Raw genomic sequence first — 22645 nt, 5'->3', positions numbered from 1 at the left:
TGTCTGGGCATGGCCTGATTGTGGAATTTACCTGTACTGGTAAACTAACCGTTACATATTATTCTCAGCACTGGGATAGGGATCCTAATGACGATTAAAACCCGCTTTGCCCCCAGCCCAACCGGCTTTTTGCATGTTGGTGGCGCGCGTACAGCACTTTATTCTTGGCTTGCAGCACGCAGCCAAGGTGGACAATTTGTATTGCGTATTGAAGATACAGATATTGAACGTTCAACCCAAGAAGCGATTGATGCCATTTTAGAAGGCATGGAATGGCTGGGCCTTAATTGGGATGAAGGGCCGTACTACCAAACGAAACGCTTTGACCGCTACAACGCGCTAGTCGATCAGCTGTTGGCAGAAGACAAAGCCTACAAGTGTTATGCCCCCAAAGAGCTGCTAGAGGAGATTCGCGAAGAGCAGAAAGCGAATGGCCTAAAAGCACGTTATGATGCCAATCACCCCAAGGTGATTGCGGCCAACAGCCAAGCAAACGCTGACGACCCACACGTCATTCGTTTCCGTAACCCCAAAGAGGGCAAGGTGGTGTTTGACGATAAGATCCGCGGTCGGATTGAAATCGCCAACAGCGAACTGGATGATTTGATCATCCGCCGCACTGACGGTAGCCCAACCTACAACTTCTGTGTGGTGGTTGATGATTGGGATATGGGGATCACCCAAGTTGTGCGTGGGGAAGACCACATTAACAACACCCCGCGTCAAATCAATATTTATGAAGCCTTGGGCGCGCCTGTGCCTGAGTTTGCTCACTGCTCGATGATCCTTGGCGACGATGGTGCCAAGCTGTCTAAGCGTCATGGTGCGGTGAGTGTGATGCAATATCGCGATCAAGGTTTCTTGCCACAAGCACTGCGTAACTACTTAGTGCGCTTGGGCTGGTCTCACGGCGACCAAGAAATCTTCTCGATGGAAGAAATGATTGATTTCTTCTCCCTAGAGGCGATCAGTAAATCAGCCTCTGCCTTCAATACGGAGAAGTTGCGTTGGCTGAACAACCATTACATCAAAAACGGTGATCCAGCTGAGGTCGCGTCACACTTGCAATGGCACCTGGATCAGCAAGGCATTGATGCCTCGACAGGACCTGCTTTGACCCAGGTTATCCAGCTGGTGGGTGAGCGTTGTGACACCCTGGTTGAGCTGGCCGAGCAAAGCCGTTATTTCTATCAAGACTTTGATGAGATTGAGGCAACCGCCGCCAAGAAACACCTTCGCCCAGTGGCGCTTGAACCACTGCAAGTGGCAAAAGGCAAGATTGAAGCGCTGGACGAGTGGACGGTTGATGCTCTGAAAGCGGTGATTGCGGATACCTGTGCAGAGCTAGACGTGGGCATGGGCAAAGTCGGGATGCCATTGCGTGTTGCGGTTACAGGCGGCGGTCAATCTCCGTCGGTGGATGCGGTGATGCACCTGATTGGTAAAGACCGTGTGGTGGCGCGTATCGATCAAGCTATCAAAGTGGTTGAAGCTCGAGCCGCACAAAGCTAAAAAGTTGCGACACCGCGGCACAATCAAAAAAGGGCGCTGCGGCGCCCTTTTTTAGTTTGTCATCGCCTGTCTTAATGTGACTCTTCTTCCATCTGCGCACTATCAACAATGTGGTTCTCGCCCATTTTTCGCGGTAGGACAAGATTGAGCACGATGGCCACTAAACCACACAAGCTGATGCCTTGTAAGCTGAAATCACCAATGCCGAAGGCCATCCCGCCAATCCCAAAGACCAAGGTGACGCCGACAATCGCTAGGTTGCGCGAGTCGTGGAGATCAACTTGATTGCGAATCAAGGTATTGAGGCCCACGGTGGCGATAGAACCAAACAGTAGGATCATGATACCGCCCATCACCGGCAAAGGAATGGTTAATAGCAGTGCCCCCAGTTTACCCACAAAGGCGAGCACGATGGCAGTGATCGCCGCGTAGGTCATAATCTTAGGATTAAATGCTTTGGTAAGCATCACCGCCCCGGTGACCTCACTGTAGGTGGTATTGGGCGGGGCTCCAAACATTGATGCGGCGATAGTGGCCGCGCCGTCACCTGCCATGGTGCGATGAAGGCCGGGCTTTTTAAGGTAGTCTTTGCGAGTGACGTTGGAAATGGCCAGCATATCGCCCACATGCTCCACCGCGGGCGCTATCGCCACGGGGATCATAAATAAAATGGCGTTAATGTTAAATTCTGGCAAGGTAAAGGCGGGCATCATCAACCAGCTGGCATTTGTCACCTGAGTAAAGTCGACAATCCCCATCACTAGGCTCGCCACATAGCCAATTGCAATGCCAGCCATAATCGGAACCAGCTTGAAAAAGCCTTTGGCGAAGACGCTGACCGCGATGGTGGTCAGTAATGAAAGCAGGGAAATCCAGATAGCGATATCACCGGCGATGAGTTGCTCACTGCCGTCGCCACTTTTACCTAGCGCCATATTGACGGCGGTGGGGGCCAAACCAAGCCCAATCACCATAATCACAGGGCCAACCACCACGGGTGGAAGTAGCTTGTGAATAATGTCGACGCCTTTGAGGCGAATAATGCCTCCCATAATGAGGTAGATAACCCCGGCGGCCATCAGTCCACCCATGGTGGCAGGAATACCGAAATTGTTAACGCCGTATAGAATGGGGGCAATGAAGGCAAACGAAGAGGCGAGAAAAATAGGAACAGAGCGGCGGGTAATAACTTGAAAGATTAGCGTACCTATCCCGGCCCCGAAGAGGGCGACGTTGGGGTCAAGCCCGGTTAACAGCGGCACCAACACCAAGGCTCCAAATGCGACGAACAGCATTTGTGCCCCTTGTAAAACTTGCATCATGATCTCACCTCCAAAAAAAATCGCGCAATGCTAGCACAAAGCGTTTCTGTGATTCCTGTCATGTTTTTAAATGTGAGACCGGTAGCAAATAAATGATGTAACGGATTTCATTGGCAAGGGGTAATTGTGAAATACGCCTTTTTGCAGCGACGACTATCACTTTATCGCGTTTGCCCTATCTTTTTTACAAATGAGGATTGCTGAACCTAGAGCTGTCAGCTTATGATCGCTCCACGCCCATTTATCCATGTGGAAAGACTATGAATCGATTTGTGTTGGCCTTAATTGCCTGTCTATGGTTGCCCAGTGCGCTGGCAAACGATCTTTATCACGCCAGCATTCCGCTCGAGAATGGCGCGCAAACCTCGCAACAAGCAGCCAAAAAACAAGGGTTAAGCGCGGTACTGACCAAGGTATCCGGTCAGCGGAATCTGTCCGACAATCCGGCAGTTAAACAAGCGCTACAAGAGGTAGATAGCTTGATTACCCAGCTTGGGTACGGCGAGAGTGATACGGCAGGTGGGGCACCGACGCGTACGTTAGAAGTTGGGTTTGACAGTCAACAAGTACGGGAAATATTGCGTCAAGCGGGGCTACCTTTGTGGGGAAGCCCACGCCCGTCGGTACTGGTGTGGCTGGTGGATGACCGCGGCCTTGAGCGACAAATTATTTGGGAGCAAAGTGAGCGTCCCGTGATTGATAAGCTGCGCCAAGCGGCGGCATTGCGCGGGTTGCCTGTTCTGATCCCTGTGGGCGATTTTGATGATCTGATGGCGATTTCGAGCAGTGATTTGTGGGGCGGGTTTATTCAGCCCGTTGAAGAGGCCAGTGAGCGTTACCAGCCAGACGGTATCGTGATTGCCAAACTGACTGACCAAGGCATTCGTTGGCGGCTTTTCCCTGAAGCAAACCAAATGCAAACCAATCAAACCCGTGGTCAGGCGCGTGACGCAGCCGCAATGATTCACTCACTTGCTGATTATTACGCGCAGCAAACCGGTGTGATCCTCGATCAAAACGATGACAGTGCGTCTGTCGTGATCGCGGTCGGTGGTATTAATAACGGCAATGATTATGTCGCACTCGAGAAAACACTGGCAAACTTAAATGCGGTACAAGGTGTACATTTACGCAAGCTTAATGATGACACCCTGGTATTTGATGCGCAGTTGGCCGCGTCACAGCAAGCACTGATTAAAGAGCTAACCGCCAACCGAGAAGTGCGTTTAATGACTTCTCAGGAGCAAGAGGCTTATACGGCGAACACATCGCCAACTGCCAGCGATGCGCAACATACCACACAGCCGGCTGTTGAGCTGGAGCAAGGTGAGAAGGCGGGCGAACAGGGGGAGAGCGATAGCACACAAACGCTTGTTCCCGACCCACAACCGTCGGCGGAAAAGCGCCTGTGGTTTGTTTGGCAGCCGTAACGGTGCAGTGACAACCCAATTTAAAAAAGGCTAGCCAACACGGCTAGCCTTTTTGATGGGCAGATGAGGCGTTTACGCTCTGTACGCGTCAATGACTACCAGTTGGCAGGACTAAATTGTTGACCGGCGAGGGCAGCTTCTACCATCAGTCCTCCCTTTGCATGGGTAAAGACAGTCAGGCCATTGACGTAATAAGCTTTCGACTGACGGTTACTGGCGGAGGCTGAGGTGCCAGAGGTACCTGTTTGCGCCGATGCCCCCTCGGTCAATGCGGTGGCAGACGCTTGCGCGCCTAGCTCCACTTGTCCTTGCATAAAGCGGTCATACGCTGTTTTGTCTTTAAAGAAAACAATTTCACTGAACGCTTGACCACCAAAGGTCAGCCCGACCGATACCTGTTTGAGCTCCGCGGCACTCACTGGGGAGCCTTGACGATAAACGACGCCCTTACCATAGGCACCGCCTACCCAAAAACCCCCTTTGCCGACAGAAGGGAAGACGGCATAGCCGTAGGCGTTATCAAAAAAGGGTTGTGTTTGTGGGTACTGCTTAAATTGTTCGCGCGCGAGGTTGGCTTGACGAACCTGATCTTGCTGCGAGCTAGCCGCACAACCGGTTAATGCCGTCAATGCGACAATGACCAACGCTAACCAGCGATGAGAAAGACGTAACATGTTTGATCTCCTTATGGCGTCAATGAAAATGACCAAAAGCGCAATCAGATTACGTCAGTTTCTCGCGGATAATGTCAGAGGTTTGTCGATATTTTCGCTTGCCGGCTGGGATCGCGACGCCACGCAATGAAACCGATACACCCGCTTATCAGTATCCAAAGCCATAGCGGAGCATTGCCCCATTGGCGGTAAGGCGTTTCCCCTCGGGTGCGGGTGACTTGCGTGGTGAGCACCTGGGTTTCAAATTGCGGCAGGGTAGTTTGAATCTGGCCGTGCTCGTCCATCAAGGCTGTCACACCGTTATTGGTCGCGCGTATCACTGGCAAGCCAAACTCGAGTGCGCGCATGCGTGCAATTTCAAGGTGTTGCCAAGGGCCAATCGAGCGACCAAACCATGCGTCATTCGACAGTGTAATGATGGCGTCACTGTCGGCATTCAAGTTGTCGCGGATCTGCGCGGGAAAGGCAATTTCATAGCAAAGCGCGGTGATATAGTCCCAGCCGTTGGCGGGCAGGGCAGGTTGAACCGGCTCGCCCGGTGAAAATGACGACATCGGCAGGTTAAACAGCGGGGCGAGCGGGCGTAATAATGCCTCAAATGGCACAAACTCGCCAAACGGTAGTAAATGATGTTTGCTGTACTGGGTGGGGGCCGGATAGCGATACTCGGGTGTCCCTGCACCCAGTGCCAGTACATTGTTAAAATACGCGCCCTGTTCATTTTGGTCGAGCGCGCCTGTGATCACCGTGGTTTGGTTATGCTTGGCGGCTTGATCAAGCTGAGAGAAAAAGCGGGGCAGTTCGCGCTCCAGGGCCGGGACGGCGGCTTCTGGCCAAATAATGACATCACTGTCCCAATGCTGGCGGGTTAAATCTAGGTACTTCATCAGCGTTGGCCAGCGCTGATCGGGACGCCATTTCAGCGCTTGCGGCACATTGCCTTGAATTAACGAAATCTGCTGCTGTTGGTCGGTTTTTGTGACCCATTGAATCGTACCGAGGCCATAGCTAACCGCGATAAGCCCTAACCCGGCGGCGACGGCACCATAGCGTGCTTGTCCTTGCCACTGGCCCCAGCGAGGTGTGATGAGCGCGAGTAGGCCAGCCAGTATAGCCAAGACAAGCGTGATCCCCTGCACGCCGAGCACAGGGGCAATGCCAGCCAGTGGACTGTCGATTTGGCTGTAGCCAGGCCAAAGCCAAGGAAAGCCGGTAAATACCCAGCCTCTAAGCCAATCAATCACAAGCCATAAGGCGGGTGCGAGGATTAACCACTTAATACCCGGCTGGCGACTGGGCAGTTTGTTGACCAATGCGCCGAACAATACCGGATAGAGGGAGAGATAGGCAATCAGCAGGCCCATTAATGACAAGCCAGCAATGGCCGGCATGCCACCAAAATGGTCAATGCTCACGTAAACCCAGCTAACGCCGGTAGTAAATTGGCCCAGCCCCCAGCAAAATCCCAACCACGCACTGCGCTTGGGCGAGGCGTTTTGTAGCAGGGTGAATAAGCCCCACAAGGCAACCAGCATCAATGGCCAGTACGAGAAGGGAGAAAAGGCGAGGGTGGCGCTGGCACCAAAAGCGGCAGCCAGTAATGACTGCCCGCTTTGGCGTAAACGGTTAGGCGTTTTCACTGTTTGTTTCGCTACTGTCTGGGACGGTGACTTGTAGCTGAATGATACGACGACTATCGGCGGCCGTCACTTTAAAGTGATAATCACCAATATCGACTTCTTCACCGCGATCAGGGAGATGGCCAAAGCTGGTCATTACCAGACCACCGATGGTATCGACCACATCGTCTTGGAACTGAGCGCCAAAGTGTTCATTAAAGTCTTCCAAGGTCGTCAGGGCTTTGACCGAGAACGTATGACGGCTGAGCTGGCGGATTTCCTGCTCCTCTTCGTCGTCGTACTCGTCTTCGATTTCACCGACGATCTCTTCTAAGATATCTTCAATGGTCACTACCCCTGACACGCCCCCGAACTCGTCAATGACAATCGCCATGTGGTAGCGCTCTTCTTGGAACTCTTTGAGTAGACGGTCAACCCGTTTACTCTCAGGTACCACCACAACAGGGCGTAACACTTTTTCGATGTCAAAGTCTTCGGCATCTGGGCGCAGGTAGCGCAACAAATCTTTCGCAAGCAAAATGCCCTCAACATGGTCTTTGTCATCACTGATCACAGGATAACGAGAGTGTTGGGCATCAATAATAATATTAATGATCGCTTCCAATGACTGCGATCGTTCAACGATTACCATCTGCGAGCGGGGTATCATGATATCTCTCACACGCATGTCAGAGATTTGCATCACACCTTCCAGCATGTCCCGTGTGTCGTGATCGATCAGGGCGTTTTGCTCTGAGTCTCGGAACACGTCCACCAGCTCTTGTCTGTCTTTTGGATCAGCTTGGAAAAACTGACCCAGCCGCTCGAAGAAGGTCTTCCTACTCGGACCGTCTGAGTTTTGCGAATTATCGTCGTTCATTCAGTTTCATTCAGTTAGTTAACGCTCGATGAAGTCGTTAGCATAAGGGTCACTGACCCCCATGGCGGCGAGAAGCTCTCGCTCCAATGCCTCCATTTGCTCGGCTTCATCATCCTCAATATGGTCGTAACCCAGTAAGTGTAAGCTACCATGAACAACCATATGTGCCCAATGATCCATCAGTGCTTTGCCTTGTTGTTGGGCTTCTTGTTCAACAACTTGACGGCACACGATGAGATCACCAAGCAAATCAATTTCCACCCCAGGAGGGGCATCAAACGGAAAAGATAACACGTTTGTAGGCTTATCTTTGCCGCGATAGTCGCGATTTAGGCTTTGGCTCTCACCTTCGTCGACAATACGAATCGTCACTTCCGCTTGAGGGCGAGCGGCACGCACTGCCTGCTCAAACCAAGCTTGGAGCTGATCGTCACTGGGCAAGCCTTGTTCGTTCTCACAGGCAATTTGGACATCGACATAGTAGCTCATGACGGCTCCTGTGAGCCTGGCACGGCAGGTTGCGCTGCAACTTGCTGGGCTTCACGTGCTTCTCGACGACGAGCCTCTGCTTCTTTTCGCGCTTTGGCGTCTTCCGCTTCCCACTTATCATAGGCTTGGACGATACGCGTCACCACATGGTGGCGGACGACATCATCCGCTTGGAAAAAGTGGAAGCTAATTTCGTTAACGTCGGCGAGCACCTCAATCGCATGGCGCAGGCCTGAGCGTGCATTTCTCGGTAAGTCGACCTGGGTCACGTCACCGGTGATCACGGCCCGTGAATTAAAGCCAATCCGCGTCAAGAACATTTTCATCTGCTCGACCGTGGTGTTCTGGCTCTCATCCAAGATAATAAAGGCATCGTTCAAGGTTCGGCCACGCATATAAGCCAGAGGTGCCACCTCGATCACGTTACGATCGATCAGTTTCTCGACCCGCTCAAAGCCGAGCATTTCAAACAGTGCATCGTAAAGTGGACGTAAATAGGGGTCGACCTTTTGGCTTAAATCACCGGGCAAAAAGCCCAGCTTTTCGCCGGCTTCAACAGCCGGGCGCGTGAGCAAGATACGACGGATCTCTTGACGCTCAAGTGCATCCACCGCGGCGGCGACAGCAAGATAGGTTTTACCCGTCCCCGCTGGGCCAATACCAAAGGTGATATCATGATTGACCATATTGGCGATGTACTGCGCTTGGTTGGGCGTGCGCGGTTTTATCACCCCTTTTTTGGTCTTAATGTTGATTTCTTTACCGTAAGGAATGCTCGACTCGGTGTTTTGCTCCAACACCCCCGACTCTTTGATCGCCAAATGAATCGCTTCTGGCTCAATGTCTGGAGAGCTGCCTCGCACCGGGGCGGTGTCAACGTATAAGCGTTTTAAAATATCAACCGCGGCATTGGCTGTATGGGGCTTACCCATCACAGTAAATGCATTATGGCGGTGACTAATTTCCACCCCCAAGCGGCGCTCAAGCTGTTTGATATTATCGTCAAACGGGCCACATAAGTTGGCAAGACGGGTGTTGTCGGCAGGTTCTAGGTTCAGGTCAAGAGAGATGATTTTAGACAAGATTATCCTCGCTTTCGGCGCCGGCTATCCGGCGCCGTTGAATTGATGAACGCGTTATGGCGTGAAAACACCAACACCAAGCTCGTTTTCATTGCGCGTCTTCGCCATGATTTCGGTTGGCGAGACGGCGACCCGCAAGTCCATATCTTTTTCGGTACGAACCAGCTCGCCGCGCAGCGAGTTTGGCATCACTTCAGTTATTTTGACGTCAACAAATTGGCCAATCAAATCGACAGAGCCTTCAAAGTTGACCACTCGGTTGTTCTCGGTACGACCACGCAACTCCATCAGGTTTTTGCGTGATGGGCCTTCAACCAAGATACGTTGTTCGGTATCTAGCATCATGCGCGAGTAGCGCATGGCTTGGCTATTCACTTGTTGTTGCAAGCGGTACAAGCGCTCTTTTTTCACTTGCTCTGGCGTATCGTCAGGCATATCGGCAGCTGGTGTGCCTGGACGAGATGAGTAAACAAAGCTAAAGCTCATATCGAAATCGACATCTTTAATCAATTTCATGGTCGCTTCAAAATCTTGCTCGGTTTCGCCAGGAAAGCCGACGATAAAGTCAGAACTGATAGTGATATCAGGACGCGCCTGACGCAACTTACGGATTTTTGATTTGTACTCAATCGCCGTGTGCGGGCGTTTCATCATGGTCAAAATCCGATCTGAGCCGCTTTGTACCGGCAGGTGCAAGAAGCTTGCAACCTCAGGGGTATCACGATACACCTCAATAATATCATCGGTAAATTCAACCGGATGGCTGGTGGTGTAACGGATACGGTCAATACCATCAATGGCCGCGACATAACGCAGCAGCTCCGCAAACGTGCATACATCACCGTCATGGGTGTCGCCACGGTAGGCGTTCACGTTTTGTCCCAACAGGTTAACTTCACGCACACCTTGTTCTGCCAGCTGTGCAATTTCGAACAATACGTCATCCAGCGGGCGGCTGACTTCTTCGCCACGGGTGTAAGGGACTACGCAGAACGTACAGTATTTTGAACAGCCTTCCATGATCGAGACGAAGGCGGTTGGTCCTTCTGCGCGGGGCTCTGGCAGACGATCGAATTTTTCGATCTCTGGGAACGTAATGTCCATCACTGGCGCATGATCCGAGCGTGACTGCTTGATCATCTCTGGCAGACGGTGCAAGGTCTGTGGGCCAAAAATCACATCTACAAAAGGCGCACGCTCACGAATATGATCGCCTTCTTGGGTTGCCACACAGCCACCGACACCGATCACCAGCTCTGGGTTTTTATCTTTGAGGGTTTTCCAACGCCCGAGTTGATGGAATACCTTTTCTTGTGCCTTTTCTCGAATCGAGCAAGTATTGAGAAGGAGAACATCTGCGTCTTCTGGTTGTTCGGTCAGCTCATAGCCACCGGCAGAATTGAGCAGATCTGCCATTTTGGATGAGTCATACTCATTCATTTGGCAACCCCAGGTTTTGATCAGCAGTTTCTTAGCCATGTAACTTCACGCTCATTGTTAATCTTATGGACGACATTACCCTTTCAAGCTGTATGGTTTTTAATCAGTCAATCAGCTTGGCAAGCCGCGTATTGTACTGCTTTCCAATATCGCTGACCAGATCACAGGCTCGGAGAAATCGTGTCGATCCGGCTAAACGTTTGAGCGGATGCGACAAAGGCCAACTCGGAAAAGCGAATTTGCCCTCACTTTGATCGGATTGATATCGAATTCTCGTTTACCTTCAGTAGAATGCTTGCATCAACGGCACAAAGAGACGGTCATGAATCAATTTGAAGTTATTATAGTCGGTGGTGGCATGGTTGGCGCCGCGGCCGCACTCGGGCTTGCTCGCCAAGGCCGCCAGGTGGCGTTAATCGAGCGCCAGCCCCCTGAGCCTTTTGAACCTTCACAACCGATGGACCTGCGAGTGTCCGCGATTTCTCAAGCATCGGTGAGCCTGCTCAAGGATCTCGGTGCGTGGGCGAGTGTTGAAGCCATGCGTGTTTGCCCCTACCGCCGCCTAGAAACCTGGGAAGCGGAAGACAGCCGAGTATGTTTCAGTGCCGACCAACTCGACTTGCCACAATTAGGATATATGGTCGAGAACCGCTTGATTCAACTCGGCCTGTGGCAGCAGTTTGCTCGTTTTGACAATTTGCACCTCGTCTCACCGGCCTCGATCACGGGTATGACGCAGGCGGGCGATCTGCATCAAGTCCAATTAGAGAGTGGTGACACCTTGAGTGCTCCTTGGCTTATCGGCGCAGACGGTGCCCACTCCAAAGTGAGAGATTACGCGCAAATCGGCCTTACCAGCTGGGATTATCGTCAGCATTGCATGCTCATCCATGTCGAAACCGCTGCGCCCCAACAAGACATTACCTGGCAGCAGTTTTTCCCCACCGGGCCGCGCTCGCTGTTGCCGCTTTGTGGCCACAATGCCTCGCTAGTGTGGTACGACAGCCCAGCGCGTATCCAACAGTTGTGCCAGCTCAATGCCGAACAGCTCAAAGCCGAGATCGTGAGCCATTTCCCACCGGAAGTGGGCGACGTCACTCCCATCAATTGGGGGGCATTCCCGCTGACACGCCGTCATGCGCAGCAGTACCATCGCAATGGGGTTGTGGTAATTGGTGATGCCGCCCACACCATTAACCCGCTGGCAGGGCAAGGCGTGAACTTAGGCTTTAAAGACGTCGCCGCATTGCTGGATGCGTGTGCGGATGCAGGCGCACAATGGCAAGCGGCGTCAACGTTAGCGGCATACGAAAAAGCACGCCGCACCGATAACATGATGATGCAAACCGGGATGGATGTGTTTTATGCCGCGTTCAGCAATCAGTTTACGCCGCTAAAATTAGCCCGTAACGCGGTGTTTAAACTGGCTGAACACAGTGGCCCGGTGAAAACGCAGGTGTTGAAATATGCACTTGGGCTCTAGTCTTCGCGACAAGGAGGTGAAATGACTGGCTACCAGAATATTATTTTTGATATTGGCAATGTGATCGTGCGTTGGTCACCAGAAGAAATTATCCGCTTAACCTTAGGGGAAGCAGCGGATACGGACGTTTATGCCAACCAAGTGTTTCAGAGTGACACTTGGCAAGCGCTGAATCGTGGCACGCTCACCGAGGCGCAAGCCAAGCAGCGTTTTGCCGATGACACGGCGCTTAGCCCCGCGCAGCTTGAAGCGCTGTTTTATTACATCAAACAGACTCAAATTTGTCTTTACGGCAGTGTTGATTTGCTTCGCTCGGCCAAAGAGGCCGGATACGGGGTTTATGCGTTAACCGATAATGTGCGCGAAATCGTGGCGTTCTTAAAACAGCGCTACGCGTTTTGGTCACTGTTTGATGGTGCGATTGTGTCAGCCGAAGTAGGGTACTTAAAACCCGAACCTGCTATTTATCAACGCTTGTTGGATGATTATCACCTTGACCCAGTTTCATGTGTGTTTTTGGATGACAGGACGGCGAACGTCGAGGGCGCGAAAGCACTCGGCATGGCGGGCATCCCCTTTACCGATGCACAGCAAGGTCGCGCAGAACTGGCCAAGCTGGGGATCGTGGTGTAGTGGATCAAGTTGTCGATATTTCCATGCGTTGTACTTACGGTCTGATCTCGCTTAAACCTAAGCAAGCGGTGAAATGGGATAAGTCCAACCTATAAGTGTGAACAGAGGGTCGTTCAATCAAGCATGAGTCAGTCGAAGCTAACTAATATTTTAGCTGGATGAAGACACCATCAAGCACTGCACATGCCAAGTCCATCATGGACGGCACGGGTGAGTAATACGACCATGAAAATGAGAGAGGTATTAAACTCACAGCTCTGTAGTAAAGAGGGCTTTATCAGCTCCCGATTAAAGCTGTATCCGCAAACGTGTTTAGACAGTCACTGTCTATTATTGGTGTATGTTTAAAGGGATAGCAGCTACCTAGTGGTCTATGCAACTGGACTTCATTGTACTGGGAAGACGAGTGGAAATCCCAAAATACAGTCCAGAAAAGAGACGAGCTTAGCGTAAGTTGCATCGGGTTCGACAGATGGTGTTTACAACACTATCACGTGTTACGATGTACGGTGTAGTAAAAGCTGTAAGCTCACCACCCTGCCAAGAAAAAATTGGCTTACAGGTAGAAAGGATACCTCCACAAACGAGGCGTCAAGGCGCTTAAACGAGGGAGATAAAGCAGAGGGAAATCGATAGACCTCTGTCGTTATTGTCAGAGAACTAGGCATTGGCTTTATAAGTAATCACTGAGTCTCCAATTAACCCCTCGTAGTTAAAATGGTCACGTTGGTGAAGTCTACACTGGTGGTCAAGTCATGAAGAAGGCCGTATGTCTGCTCATCAGCCTGCACTAAACAATCTGTGCCATATAGGCCTTATGTGACCAACAACACCAGTGGACAGCATACAGCTCGGTATTGTGTGGCGATCTTATTGATATCTTGTGTGGACCAAACCGGAGCCGACAACAAAGCGGTAATAGTGATGCTGAATCACTAGGGTATCCAAACCACTATGAGGTACGTAAAAATCAGTGTAGAACTGCAAAGTGAACGATGAGAGCTTTTCGAAGCAGGTAGAGAAGCAGCAAACCAAGTAAACTTTTGTTGCCCAGTAGTGGTGCAACTTAATAGAGGTTTTATGGGATGAGTTGGTTGCCTAAATGTTTCGAGGGAGTGCCTTACTCATGGCATGCAATACTTAACATTGCACAGGTTATTTAATAAATTAAGGGCATCAATTCTAGGTGGATGTAGTGATGGAAAAGCTTAACTGGTGGGAGAATAGAACGCCACGCTCAGTAGACAACCTGAAACTGTGGGTGGATAATCCAAGACTTGATCCCGTTGAGTCTCACGAAACATTGAAAGACTTTGTTGAAGATTTGATTTCGGACCAATCAGAGAGAGATGAGTTTATTGATTTGGTTAAATCGATATCCGAAAGAGGTTTTACCTCCTTTGACCCTATCGTAGTCTGGAAGGACGATAGGGGACGCTTTGTAGTGGCAGAGGGGAATCGGCGAGTTCTCGCATTGAAACTTCTTCGCAGACCTGAAAATGCGCCCAAAGAAATACGGAAATTTATCCGAGAGCAGTCAAAGAGGATCGATCGGGACGAAATTGAAAAAATTAGGGTATGTGTGGCTCCATCATATAAAGAAACTAGATGGTACATATTGCAGAGGCACTCAACAGGGTCGTTATTAAAGCGTTGGCAACGTCTTCAACAACAGCGCTTCATCCTCAATGCCTATGAAGAGCAGGGGCAAGATGTAGAGGCGACTGCTGAGGTCACGGGTCTTAAGCGCGGAGAGATAATGGAGGCCTTGCGCTACGTTTGCTTGCGGAATATTGCGACCAGAATTGAAATCACTTCTTTACTTACTCAAGAAGAAAAAGACGCGGTCTATAGTCATAAAATTAGTATGACTATCCTTGAGCGTTGGTTTGGGAAAAAATTAGTTCGAGAGAAGTGGGGCGTCGAGTTTGATGGTATGGATGTTGTGATTCATTCGAATGTAGACAGCTTTTATAAAGCTTATGGAAAATTCTTAAAGCTAATGCTGAGCCCTATAGACAATGAGTTGGGATTCTCAATCAATACTCGTACTATTGATGGGAGATTCGATGAGATCTTCAAAGCACTACCTGAAGTGACTTTTTCTGACGATACTCCTTCTACAACGGTAAAGCCGGAGAAGTTTGATCCAGAGAAGGAGAGAAAGGCTAAAGAACAGTCAGACAGCTTAAAAAATACCAGTAACAGCAATAATGGAAAAGCTGAGAGAGGTGACGAAAGTAATGCTGAACCTAAAACAAAAAAGATATTAAAAGCAAACCCAGATAGGAATCAGATGGTTTCGCCTTACCAAACTGTAAATGTATCGAGCTATAAGTTAAAGGCGTTATTCAAAGAGTTTCAAGTGCTCCCTGTCAAGAAGTACAGGAATATCTCCACTGCGAGCTTGAGAGTGTTCTTAGACTTATCAGTTGATGAGTTTTTCAAAGCGAACCATTTAGAAAATGAACTTGCAAAGCAAGAGTCTAAAGGGTATCACGAAGTAACCTTGCAAAAACGACTACAGTTTATTGCAAATGCTCATATTAAATCAAAACATGCAAACAAAGTAATAAAAGAGCTGTTAACTCCCAGTAACGAGTTCAGCTTAAATACTTTGAATGATTATGTGCATGGGACACAAACCCACAAAACACATCATAGATTCATCAATGGCTTTTGGGATATGCTCTCGCCTTTGTTGTCAGACCTGATAGACCTGAAGGAAAAGTAAATGTTCTACTCCCCCCTAAGATACCCTGGCGGGAAGTCAAAACTAACAGCCTATATGGTTGAAACTCTTAAGTTAAATAACTTAGAGGGAGGGACATATGTGGAGCCGTTCGCTGGCGGATGTGCTATCGCTTGGTACCTTCTACTAGAAGGATATGTTGAAAAGGTCTGGATCAACGACCTCGATAATGCAGTCCACTCATTCTGGTACAGTGTTTTGTACAGAACTGATGAGCTATGTGAACTGATAGATGAGACAGATGTAACTATTGAAGAGTGGCACCGTCAAAAGCGAATTTTTTCTGAGGAGTCAGACGTTTTAAAACTTGGTTTTGCAACGTTCTTCCTTAATAGGACTAACCGTTCCGGAATATTGAAAGCTGGTGTTATCGGTGGATTAGAGCAGAAAGGGAATTATCTTCTTGATTGTCGTTATCACAAAGCGTCTCTAATTGAAAAGGTTCGGGCAATTAGCGCTCGAGCTGTCGATGTTAATTTGACAAATCTCGATGCAACTCATTTTATTGATGAATACATTCCAAGTATTGACGGGAAATGCCTAGTAAATATTGATCCTCCCTATTACGTCAAGGGCAAAGGACTTTACAAAAACTTCTATGAGCATGATGATCACTATCATCTATATGAGAGTGTAAGGAGAATTAAGCACCCTTGGATAGTCACATACGATGACACTCCAGAGATTTGCGGTATTTATTCCGAGTTTGAGCCACAGCCTTTTGGCCTAACCTATACCGCGCAAACTAAAAGAAAGGGATCTGAGTTGATAGTTCATAGCCCAAACATAAACAAAGTGCTCTTTAAGCCAGATATTTCCTTTGAAGAGCTTAAGAAGTTAAAAAGACTCGGTAGAGAGTTGAAGTAAGGGTGTGTGAAACCCGAACCTGCTATTTATCACCGCTTGTTGGGAGGGTGTTCATAGTTCTGTGTCACCTAACGTTTAAAGATCTACGTAGTCGTCGAGCCGTCCTTCGAAGTGGATGCTCAGTTGGGACAATGTCAGGTTCCAATTCTGCACCGGATGCGTCCACTTCTCTGACGCCTTCAACATACCTGCATACAGCAACTTGAGCAATGCGTTCTCGTTGGCAAAGCCACCCTTGGTCTTCGTTAGTTTGCGGAATTGGCGATGATAAACAGCCTCAACGGCATTGGTCGTGTAAATCGCTTTGCGGACCTGCTCTGGGTACTTGAAGTACACCGATAGATTTTCCCATTTGCTGCGCCACGACTTTATGACCAGTGGATATTGAGCACCCCATTTGCTTTCCAGTTCATCTAACGCTTGCTCTGCGGCGTTTTGGGTCGTCGCTCGGTAAACGTACTTCAGATCGGACATAAAGACTTTCTGATTCTTGCTGGCCACGTACTTCACGCTGTTGCGGATCTGATGGATGATGCAGAGCTGAACCTCCGTCTTGGGATAGACAGTTTCAATGGCTTCAGGGAAGCCCTTTAATCCATCGACCGAGGCAAAAGGATGTCTTTGACGCCACGGCTTTGTAGGTCTGTCAGTACATTTAACCAGTAACGGGCACCTTCACTTTCTGAGAGATAAAGGCCAAGTAATTCCTTTTTGCCCTCGATATTCAGCCCTAAGATTGTGTACAGGGCTTTAGAGACGAAGCGGCCATTTTCTTTGATTTTGTAATGGATAGCATCTAACCAGACGAAGGGGTAAACCGCTTCCAATTCGCGCTCTTGCCAGGCGCGTAGCTCAGGCACCAAACGGTCTGTAATGGCGTTTATCGTGCCATTGGACACCTCTGTCCCATACATCTCAAGAAGGTACTCACGAATGCTTTTGTAGCTATTCCCAAGTGCAAATAATGAGATGATATTACGCTCCATCTCAGCGGCCAAAGCAGCTTCGGTGATCTGTTTAATCAACGGCGTTAGCAGTCCATCTTTTCCGTTGAGATCTTGTCCAGATTGCAGTGCCTTAGCAAAACCTTGAATATCAATTTCGTATTTGTCGGACATTGATGTATCACTCCCTGTTGAGGGTTAACTATAGGAGTAACACAGATTTTGAACACTACCCTTGTTTGGATGATTATCACCTTGACCCGGTTTCATGTGTGTTTTTGGATGACAGGGTTGCGAACGTCGAAGGCGCGAAAGCATTCGGCATGGCGGGCATCCCCTTTACCGATGCACAGCAAGGTCGCGCAGAACTGGCCAAGATGGGGATCGTGGTGTAGTGGATGCGGTCAACATGAGCCTTTAAACGCAAAAAAGCCCACATGATGTGGGCTTTTTAATATGGCTGGGGTACCAGGATTCGAACCTGGGAATGACGAGATCAAAACCCGTTGCCTTACCGCTTGGCGATACCCCAGTAGGCGTTGCCTAACTTGGTGCGGAGAGAGGGACTTGAACCCTCACGTCCTTTCGGACACTAGCACCTGAAGCTAGCGCGTCTACCAATTCCGCCACCTCCGCAAAAGGTGGGTAACTCGGCAATAAAAAACGCTGCCAAATTACAAAAATACATGGTGGCTACGACGGGATTCGAACCTGTGACCCCATCATTATGAGTGATGTGCTCTAACCAACTGAGCTACGTAGCCACGCTATAAGGCAAAAGCCTTAAGACGGAACGGATTATGCGGATCGAGAGCCTGAGCGTCAAGTATGGCTACCCATTTTTTTATGATTTTCATCTCGTTGGCTGCAATATTCACCAGTTTGTGCTGATTTTGCCAACAGTATGCGTACAAGGCTTGCTCTGGACAGTGGTGAGGTCAGCTGTAAGACAAAAAAAGCCAGCCCGTAGGCTGGCTCAAGATCATCAGGGTGGGGTCTCGACAACACACCCATGGCGCTTAACGCTTGCGCGTTAAACGTTGAAACGGAAGTGAATGACATCGCCGTCTTTAACAATGTACTCTTTGCCTTCAAGACGCCACTTACCCGCATCTTTGGCACCGCTTTCGCCATTTTTAGCAATGTAATCATCATAGCCAACGACTTCGGCGCGGATAAAGCCTTTTTCAAAGTCAGTGTGGATTTTACCTGCCGCTTGTGGCGCGGTAGAGCCAATCGGTACTGTCCAGGCGCGCACTTCTTTCACCCCTGCGGTGAAATAGGTATGCAAGGTAAGCAGCTCGTAACCGGCGCGAATAACGCGATTAAGGCCTGGCTCTTCCAGCCCCATTTCATCTAAGAACGCGGCCGCTTCTTCGGCGTCCAGCTCGGCAATTTCGCCTTCAATTTCGGCGCACACAGCCACCACGGTCGCGCCTTCTTGGGCGGCGATGTCGCGCACTTGATCCAAATATGGGTTATTTTCAAAGCCATCGTCGTTAACGTTGGCAATGTACATGGTGGGCTTGAGCGTCAAGAAGTTAAGATATTGCACCGCAGCGGCTTCTTCTTTGCTCAGTTCGACTGAGCGCAACATGTTGCCTTCTTCTAGCACAGGCAGCAGTTTTTCCAATACCGTCAGCTCAAACTTGGCGTCTTTATCGCCACCTTTGGCTTTTTTAGCGTTGCGCTGCATCGCGCGCTCACAGCTTTCTAGGTCGGCGAGCGCCAATTCGGTGTTAATCACGGCAATGTCATCAGCAGGATCGACTTTGCCCGACACATGGACAATATTGTCATTTTCAAAACAGCGCACCACATGGCCAATGGCGTCGGTTTCACGGATGTTGGCCAGGAATTTGTTACCCAGGCCTTCACCGCGTGATGCACCCGCGACCAAGCCGGCGATATCGACAAACTCCATGGTGGTCGGTAGCACTTTTTGTGGGTTCACAATTTTGGCTAACGCATCCAAGCGCAAGTCAGGCACAGGCACCACGCCCGTGTTTGGCTCGATGGTACAAAATGGAAAGTTAGCGGCGTCAATGCCCGCTTTGGTCAGTGCGTTAAATAGTGTGGATTTACCTACGTTTGGTAGGCCCACGATGCCACATTTAAAACCCATGAGATGGTAACCCTTTAATCAAAATTACTGTGCTTTGAAGGTATGTAAACGATTTTGCGCTCTAGCAAGATCGTCTTTGAGCAGTATTTCAAGGCTGCGAACCGCCTCATCAGTGGCCTGTTCTAACAGACTCTGCTCATTGGCGGGGGCTTTGGTAAGCACATATCCCGCCACCTTATCCTTGTGACCCGGATGGCCAACACCAATCCGGAGTCGATAAAATGATTTATCATTTGCCAGTTTGCTGATGATGTCACGTAGCCCATTATGGCCACCGTGCCCACCACCTTGTTTAAACTTGGCCACACCGGGTGGTAAGTCTAGTTCGTCATGCGCCACCATGATGGCGTCGACGGGAATATTGTAAAAGTTGGCGAGTGCTTGCACGGCCTTCCCGGACAAATTCATGTACGTGGTTGGGATCAACAAACGCAGATCTTGCCCGTGGACATTGATACGGCCCGTCAAACCAAAGAATTTTTTTTCTTCTTTTAACGGTGCATTGTGGATCCGCGCAAGCTCTTGCACGACCCAAGCGCCCGCGTTGTGGCGTGTTTGGGCATATTCTGGCCCTGGATTGGCCAATCCAACTAGTAAGCGGATCTGATTACTCACAACGTTTCTCGCTATTTGTCTACTTATCGTAGCCGGTGAGCATCGCGCCCACGCAAAAAGGCGACATATCCTACCATTGTTGTGACTAAAGGGTCGAGCCAGCACCGACAAATGGCAGATAAAAAAACACCCCGCACAAGGGCAGGGCGCTTTGGGGGCTGTTGCTGAGGTTAACTCAGTGACGATGGCTAACTTACGAGTTAAACATCGCAGAGATAGACTCTTCGTTGCTGATGCGGCGAATCGCCTCAGCGAGCATGCCAGAGAGCGTTAATTGCGATACGCGGCCAGTGGCCTGGATTTCAGCGCTCAATGGGGTGGAGTCCGTCACCACGATTTCATCAATCACAGACTCAGCGATATTTTTCGGGGCATCGCCAGAGAAAACCGGGTGAGTGGCGTAAGCGAAGACGCGCTTAGCCCCGCGGTTTTTCAACGCTTCGGCGGCTTTACACAGGGTGCCACCGGTATCAATCATGTCATCAACGATGATGCAGTCACGCCCTTCAACGTCGCCAATCAAGTGCATCACTTGTGAGACGTTGGCACGTGGACGACGCTTATCGATAATGGCGATGTCAGTGTCATCCAGCAGCTTCGCGGTTGCACGCGCGCGAACCACGCCGCCAATATCAGGAGACACAACCACAGGGTCTTCCAGGTTCTTCGCCAGCATGTCTTCAAGCAGAACAGGGGTACCAAAGATGTTATCGACCGGTACGTCGAAGAAGCCTTGGATTTGTTCAGCGTGAAGATCCACCGTAAGGACGCGGTCAACACCCACGTTAGAAAGGAAATCTGCAATGACTTTTGCGGTGATAGGAACACGAGAGGAGCGGACGCGGCGGTCTTGACGGGCATAACCAAAGTAAGGGATCACAGCGGTTATGCGGCCAGCCGATGCACGTCGAAACGCGTCTATCATCACGACCAGTTCCATTAAGTTGTCATTGGTCGGGGCGCAGGTGGACTGGAGGACGAACACGTCACTACCGCGCACATTCTCGTTAATCTGAACGCACACTTCACCGTCAGAAAAACGGCCTACAGTGGCGTCACCCAGTGACATGTAAAGACGGTTTGCGATACGTTGGGCGAGAACGGGTGTCGCGTTACCAGCGAACAGCTTCATATCAGGCACGGTGGAAACCTCGGGTTGCATCCATTTAGTAGTCACTGACCGACGGTTTGTTGCTGCAGCACATCAAGTAGGGGTGAACGATTCAACCCACGTGCAACAAACCCTGTCAGCCAGTTAGGCATAGTGTCGAGTGTGGCCTGGGCATCTTGTGCAGTGTCAAACTCGGCAAACACGCACGCGCCTGTCCCAGTCATCCTAGACGGCGCGTATTCTAGCAGCCACGAAACAGCCTTATCAACCTCGGGGAATTGTTTACGGGCTATCTTTTCGCAATCGTTTTCGTATTTTTGTGCCATTAGCGCAGAAACTGTGCGCTTTGGCGTGTTTCGTTGCAACTGAGGGTGAGTGAAAATTGCAGCGGTTGAGATAGACACGTCAGGCTTTACCACCAAGTAGTATTTCTCGCGCGGCGCGACGGGCGTAAACACCTCTCCAATGCCTTCTGCTACTGCCGCCTGGCCATAAATGAAAATCGGCACATCGGCACCCAGCGTCAGGCCAAGTTGCGCCAGCGCTTGTTGGCTGACTTGGGTTTGCCACAGATGATTGAGTGCGACCAGCGTGGTGGCCGCATCGGATGACCCACCGCCAAGGCCGCCGCCCATAGGAAGGCGTTTTTCCACGTCAATATGTGCGCCTTGTTGGCATCCCGTATATTGCTGCAACGCTTTCGCGGCTTTGACAATCAAGTTGTCGTTTTCACTGACCCCCTCTATCGCGGGACTGAGGCTGATCGTGCCACTCGCGTTCGGCGTAATAGCTAGTGTGTCGCCATGGTCGAGAAACTGAAACAGGGTTTGCAGCTCATGATAGCCATTGTCGCGACGACCGGTGATGTAGAGAAACAAGTTAAGCTTGGCAGGCGCGGGCCAAAAGGTGGCTTTAGTCATTATCGAGCGTCCAATCAGAAATCATTAACTTAATGGTTTGCTGGCCTTTGGTAAGGGTAATACGCGTGGGTAGCGCAGGCTGCGTGTCAGCGCTGTAGTCTTGATAATCAATGTCCCAGCCCTGCGCTCCTTTGAGGGTCGCGACACGGTTATCTGGCCCAAGCAAAAAGGTGTCTTGCGCGCGCGGTAGGCCAATGAGCCAAGGGGCAAGGGCATCAACAGGCAATGGCGCGCCAGTTAAGTAGGCCATCAGACGCGCAGGATTAGGGTCTTGATAGGTCTCACCTTGGTCATCAATCACGGTCGCGCCTTGGGCATTCATGGTTAGCGACAGCAAGGTGGTGCCGAGAAAGTTGGTGAGCCGCAGTTGAGATTGGGCGGGCGAGTGCCGCCAGTACAAATTGGCAGAAAAACGCGTGCTGGGGGCAATAAACGCGACCTTACCCCGTGCGGTGTAACTATTCACCGATGCTAAGGCGTCGCGATGGCTCTGCCACTCAGTCGTGGGGGCTGGGGCAGTGGCACACCCCGCGAGTAGCGCTAAAAACAACGCCAAGACGCTCACGCGTAAAGAGGAGAACATCAAACCGAATATCCTTTTTGTTTTGGTCAACCGAGCATGGGTTTCGTCAGCCGACCATGGGTTTGGGTCAGACGACATCAATCGCTGTGTAACGCTACTTTGCCACAAGCGCCGGAATGAGAGAAGCCAGTCAAGCGCTTGGTTGTGTGGAGGAAAGAAAGGAA

The 22645-nt window shown here is 50.3% G+C and carries 18 protein-coding genes, 3 tRNA genes and 1 pseudogene; 6 read left to right on the top strand and 16 right to left on the bottom strand.

What is annotated here, in order from left to right:
- Nucleotides 1-87 precede the first annotated feature (87 nt).
- Nucleotides 88-1512 (top strand): glutamate--tRNA ligase, encoded by a 1425-nt coding sequence (gene gltX, locus BZG72_RS02285; protein WP_046073707.1) that lies wholly within the window; start codon nt 88-90, stop codon nt 1510-1512.
- 71 nt (nt 1513-1583) lie between these two features.
- Here gltX and BZG72_RS02280 read toward each other — a convergent pair whose 3' ends face one another.
- Entirely contained in the window at nt 1584-2834 is a 1251-nt protein-coding gene (locus tag BZG72_RS02280; protein WP_046073706.1) for a uracil-xanthine permease family protein, read from the bottom strand.
- A 260-nt stretch (nt 2835-3094) separates the two neighbouring features.
- On the opposite strand from BZG72_RS02280, the gene BZG72_RS02275 reads away from it, so the two are divergent.
- Nucleotides 3095-4264, top strand: a complete 1170-nt coding sequence (locus BZG72_RS02275; RefSeq protein WP_077665985.1) for a DUF2066 domain-containing protein — start codon at nt 3095-3097, stop codon at nt 4262-4264.
- Between the two features lie 95 nt (nt 4265-4359).
- Here BZG72_RS02275 and BZG72_RS02270 read toward each other — a convergent pair whose 3' ends face one another.
- From BZG72_RS02270 to miaB, 6 genes are all read right to left on the bottom strand, one after another.
- The gene (locus tag BZG72_RS02270) at nt 4360-4938 is read right to left on the bottom strand and encodes a YSC84-related protein (RefSeq protein ID WP_077578595.1); all 579 of its coding nucleotides are present in this window, start codon (nt 4936-4938) and stop codon (nt 4360-4362) included.
- Between the two features lie 74 nt (nt 4939-5012).
- The gene (gene lnt, locus BZG72_RS02265) at nt 5013-6578 is read right to left on the bottom strand and encodes an apolipoprotein N-acyltransferase (protein ID WP_077665984.1); all 1566 of its coding nucleotides are present in this window, start codon (nt 6576-6578) and stop codon (nt 5013-5015) included.
- On the bottom strand, nt 6565-7437 hold the full coding sequence (gene corC, locus BZG72_RS02260; RefSeq protein WP_046073703.1) for a CNNM family magnesium/cobalt transport protein CorC: 873 nt from the start codon (nt 7435-7437) through the stop codon (nt 6565-6567). The genes lnt and corC overlap by 14 nt, the downstream gene beginning before the upstream one ends.
- 18 nt (nt 7438-7455) lie before the next feature.
- Nucleotides 7456-7926: an rRNA maturation RNase YbeY gene (ybeY, locus tag BZG72_RS02255; RefSeq protein WP_046073702.1), complete on the bottom strand. Its 471-nt coding sequence runs from the start codon at nt 7924-7926 to the stop codon at nt 7456-7458.
- The gene (locus BZG72_RS02250) at nt 7923-9008 is read right to left on the bottom strand and encodes a PhoH family protein (protein ID WP_077578592.1); all 1086 of its coding nucleotides are present in this window, start codon (nt 9006-9008) and stop codon (nt 7923-7925) included. The genes ybeY and BZG72_RS02250 overlap by 4 nt, the downstream gene beginning before the upstream one ends.
- A gap of 54 nt (nt 9009-9062) precedes the next feature.
- Nucleotides 9063-10487, bottom strand: a complete 1425-nt coding sequence (gene miaB, locus BZG72_RS02245; RefSeq protein WP_077599575.1) for a tRNA (N6-isopentenyl adenosine(37)-C2)-methylthiotransferase MiaB — start codon at nt 10485-10487, stop codon at nt 9063-9065.
- A 283-nt stretch (nt 10488-10770) separates the two neighbouring features.
- Here miaB and BZG72_RS02240 point away from each other — a divergent pair, with 283 nt between their 5' ends.
- The 4 genes from BZG72_RS02240 (at nt 10771) to BZG72_RS02225 (ending at nt 16183) form a co-directional block, all read left to right on the top strand.
- A complete protein-coding gene (locus tag BZG72_RS02240) occupies nt 10771-11931 on the top strand; it encodes a 2-octaprenyl-3-methyl-6-methoxy-1,4-benzoquinol hydroxylase (RefSeq protein WP_077665983.1) in 1161 nt (386 codons plus the stop codon).
- 21 nt (nt 11932-11952) lie between these two features.
- Nucleotides 11953-12564 carry an HAD family hydrolase gene (locus tag BZG72_RS02235; protein WP_077665982.1) on the top strand — a complete coding sequence of 204 codons (612 nt, stop codon included), beginning with the start codon at nt 11953-11955 and terminating at the stop codon, nt 12562-12564.
- A gap of 1198 nt (nt 12565-13762) precedes the next feature.
- Nucleotides 13763-15298 carry a ParB N-terminal domain-containing protein gene (locus BZG72_RS02230; RefSeq protein WP_108743009.1) on the top strand — a complete coding sequence of 512 codons (1536 nt, stop codon included), beginning with the start codon at nt 13763-13765 and terminating at the stop codon, nt 15296-15298.
- Nucleotides 15299-16183 (top strand): DNA adenine methylase, encoded by an 885-nt coding sequence (locus BZG72_RS02225; protein WP_077665980.1) that lies wholly within the window; start codon nt 15299-15301, stop codon nt 16181-16183.
- A 75-nt stretch (nt 16184-16258) separates the two neighbouring features.
- Here the strand turns inward: BZG72_RS02225 and BZG72_RS02220 are convergent.
- The 9 genes and pseudogenes from BZG72_RS02220 to lolB all read right to left on the bottom strand — a co-directional run bounded on the left by BZG72_RS02220 (nt 16259) and on the right by lolB (nt 22481).
- Nucleotides 16259-17301: pseudogene (locus tag BZG72_RS02220) on the bottom strand (IS256 family transposase).
- A gap of 283 nt (nt 17302-17584) precedes the next feature.
- Nucleotides 17585-17659 (bottom strand) — tRNA-Gln (locus tag BZG72_RS02215).
- Nucleotides 17660-17676: 17 nt separating this feature from the next.
- Nucleotides 17677-17763, bottom strand: a tRNA-Leu gene (locus BZG72_RS02210).
- A 51-nt stretch (nt 17764-17814) separates the two neighbouring features.
- Nucleotides 17815-17891, bottom strand: a tRNA-Met gene (locus BZG72_RS02205).
- A 269-nt stretch (nt 17892-18160) separates the two neighbouring features.
- On the bottom strand, nt 18161-19252 hold the full coding sequence (gene ychF, locus BZG72_RS02195; protein ID WP_077665979.1) for a redox-regulated ATPase YchF: 1092 nt from the start codon (nt 19250-19252) through the stop codon (nt 18161-18163).
- Between the two features lie 24 nt (nt 19253-19276).
- Complete coding sequence (gene pth, locus BZG72_RS02190) at nt 19277-19867, bottom strand: aminoacyl-tRNA hydrolase (RefSeq protein ID WP_077665978.1); 591 nt, start codon at nt 19865-19867, stop codon at nt 19277-19279.
- Between the two features lie 193 nt (nt 19868-20060).
- Nucleotides 20061-21008, bottom strand: coding sequence for a ribose-phosphate pyrophosphokinase (locus BZG72_RS02185; protein ID WP_046073862.1), 948 nt, complete (start codon nt 21006-21008; stop codon nt 20061-20063).
- Between the two features lie 32 nt (nt 21009-21040).
- Nucleotides 21041-21898: a 4-(cytidine 5'-diphospho)-2-C-methyl-D-erythritol kinase gene (gene ispE / locus BZG72_RS02180; RefSeq protein ID WP_046073695.1), complete on the bottom strand. Its 858-nt coding sequence runs from the start codon at nt 21896-21898 to the stop codon at nt 21041-21043.
- Nucleotides 21891-22481: a lipoprotein insertase outer membrane protein LolB gene (gene lolB / locus BZG72_RS02175; RefSeq protein WP_158075434.1), complete on the bottom strand. Its 591-nt coding sequence runs from the start codon at nt 22479-22481 to the stop codon at nt 21891-21893. The genes ispE and lolB overlap by 8 nt, the downstream gene beginning before the upstream one ends.
- Nucleotides 22482-22645 lie beyond the last annotated feature (164 nt).

The sequence above is a fragment of the Salinivibrio sp. PR6 genome (assembly GCF_001995955.1).
Classification (GTDB): domain Bacteria; phylum Pseudomonadota; class Gammaproteobacteria; order Enterobacterales; family Vibrionaceae; genus Salinivibrio; species Salinivibrio siamensis.
Note: the sequence above shows the minus strand (reverse complement) of the source record. Positions and strands in the feature narration are given on the sequence as shown.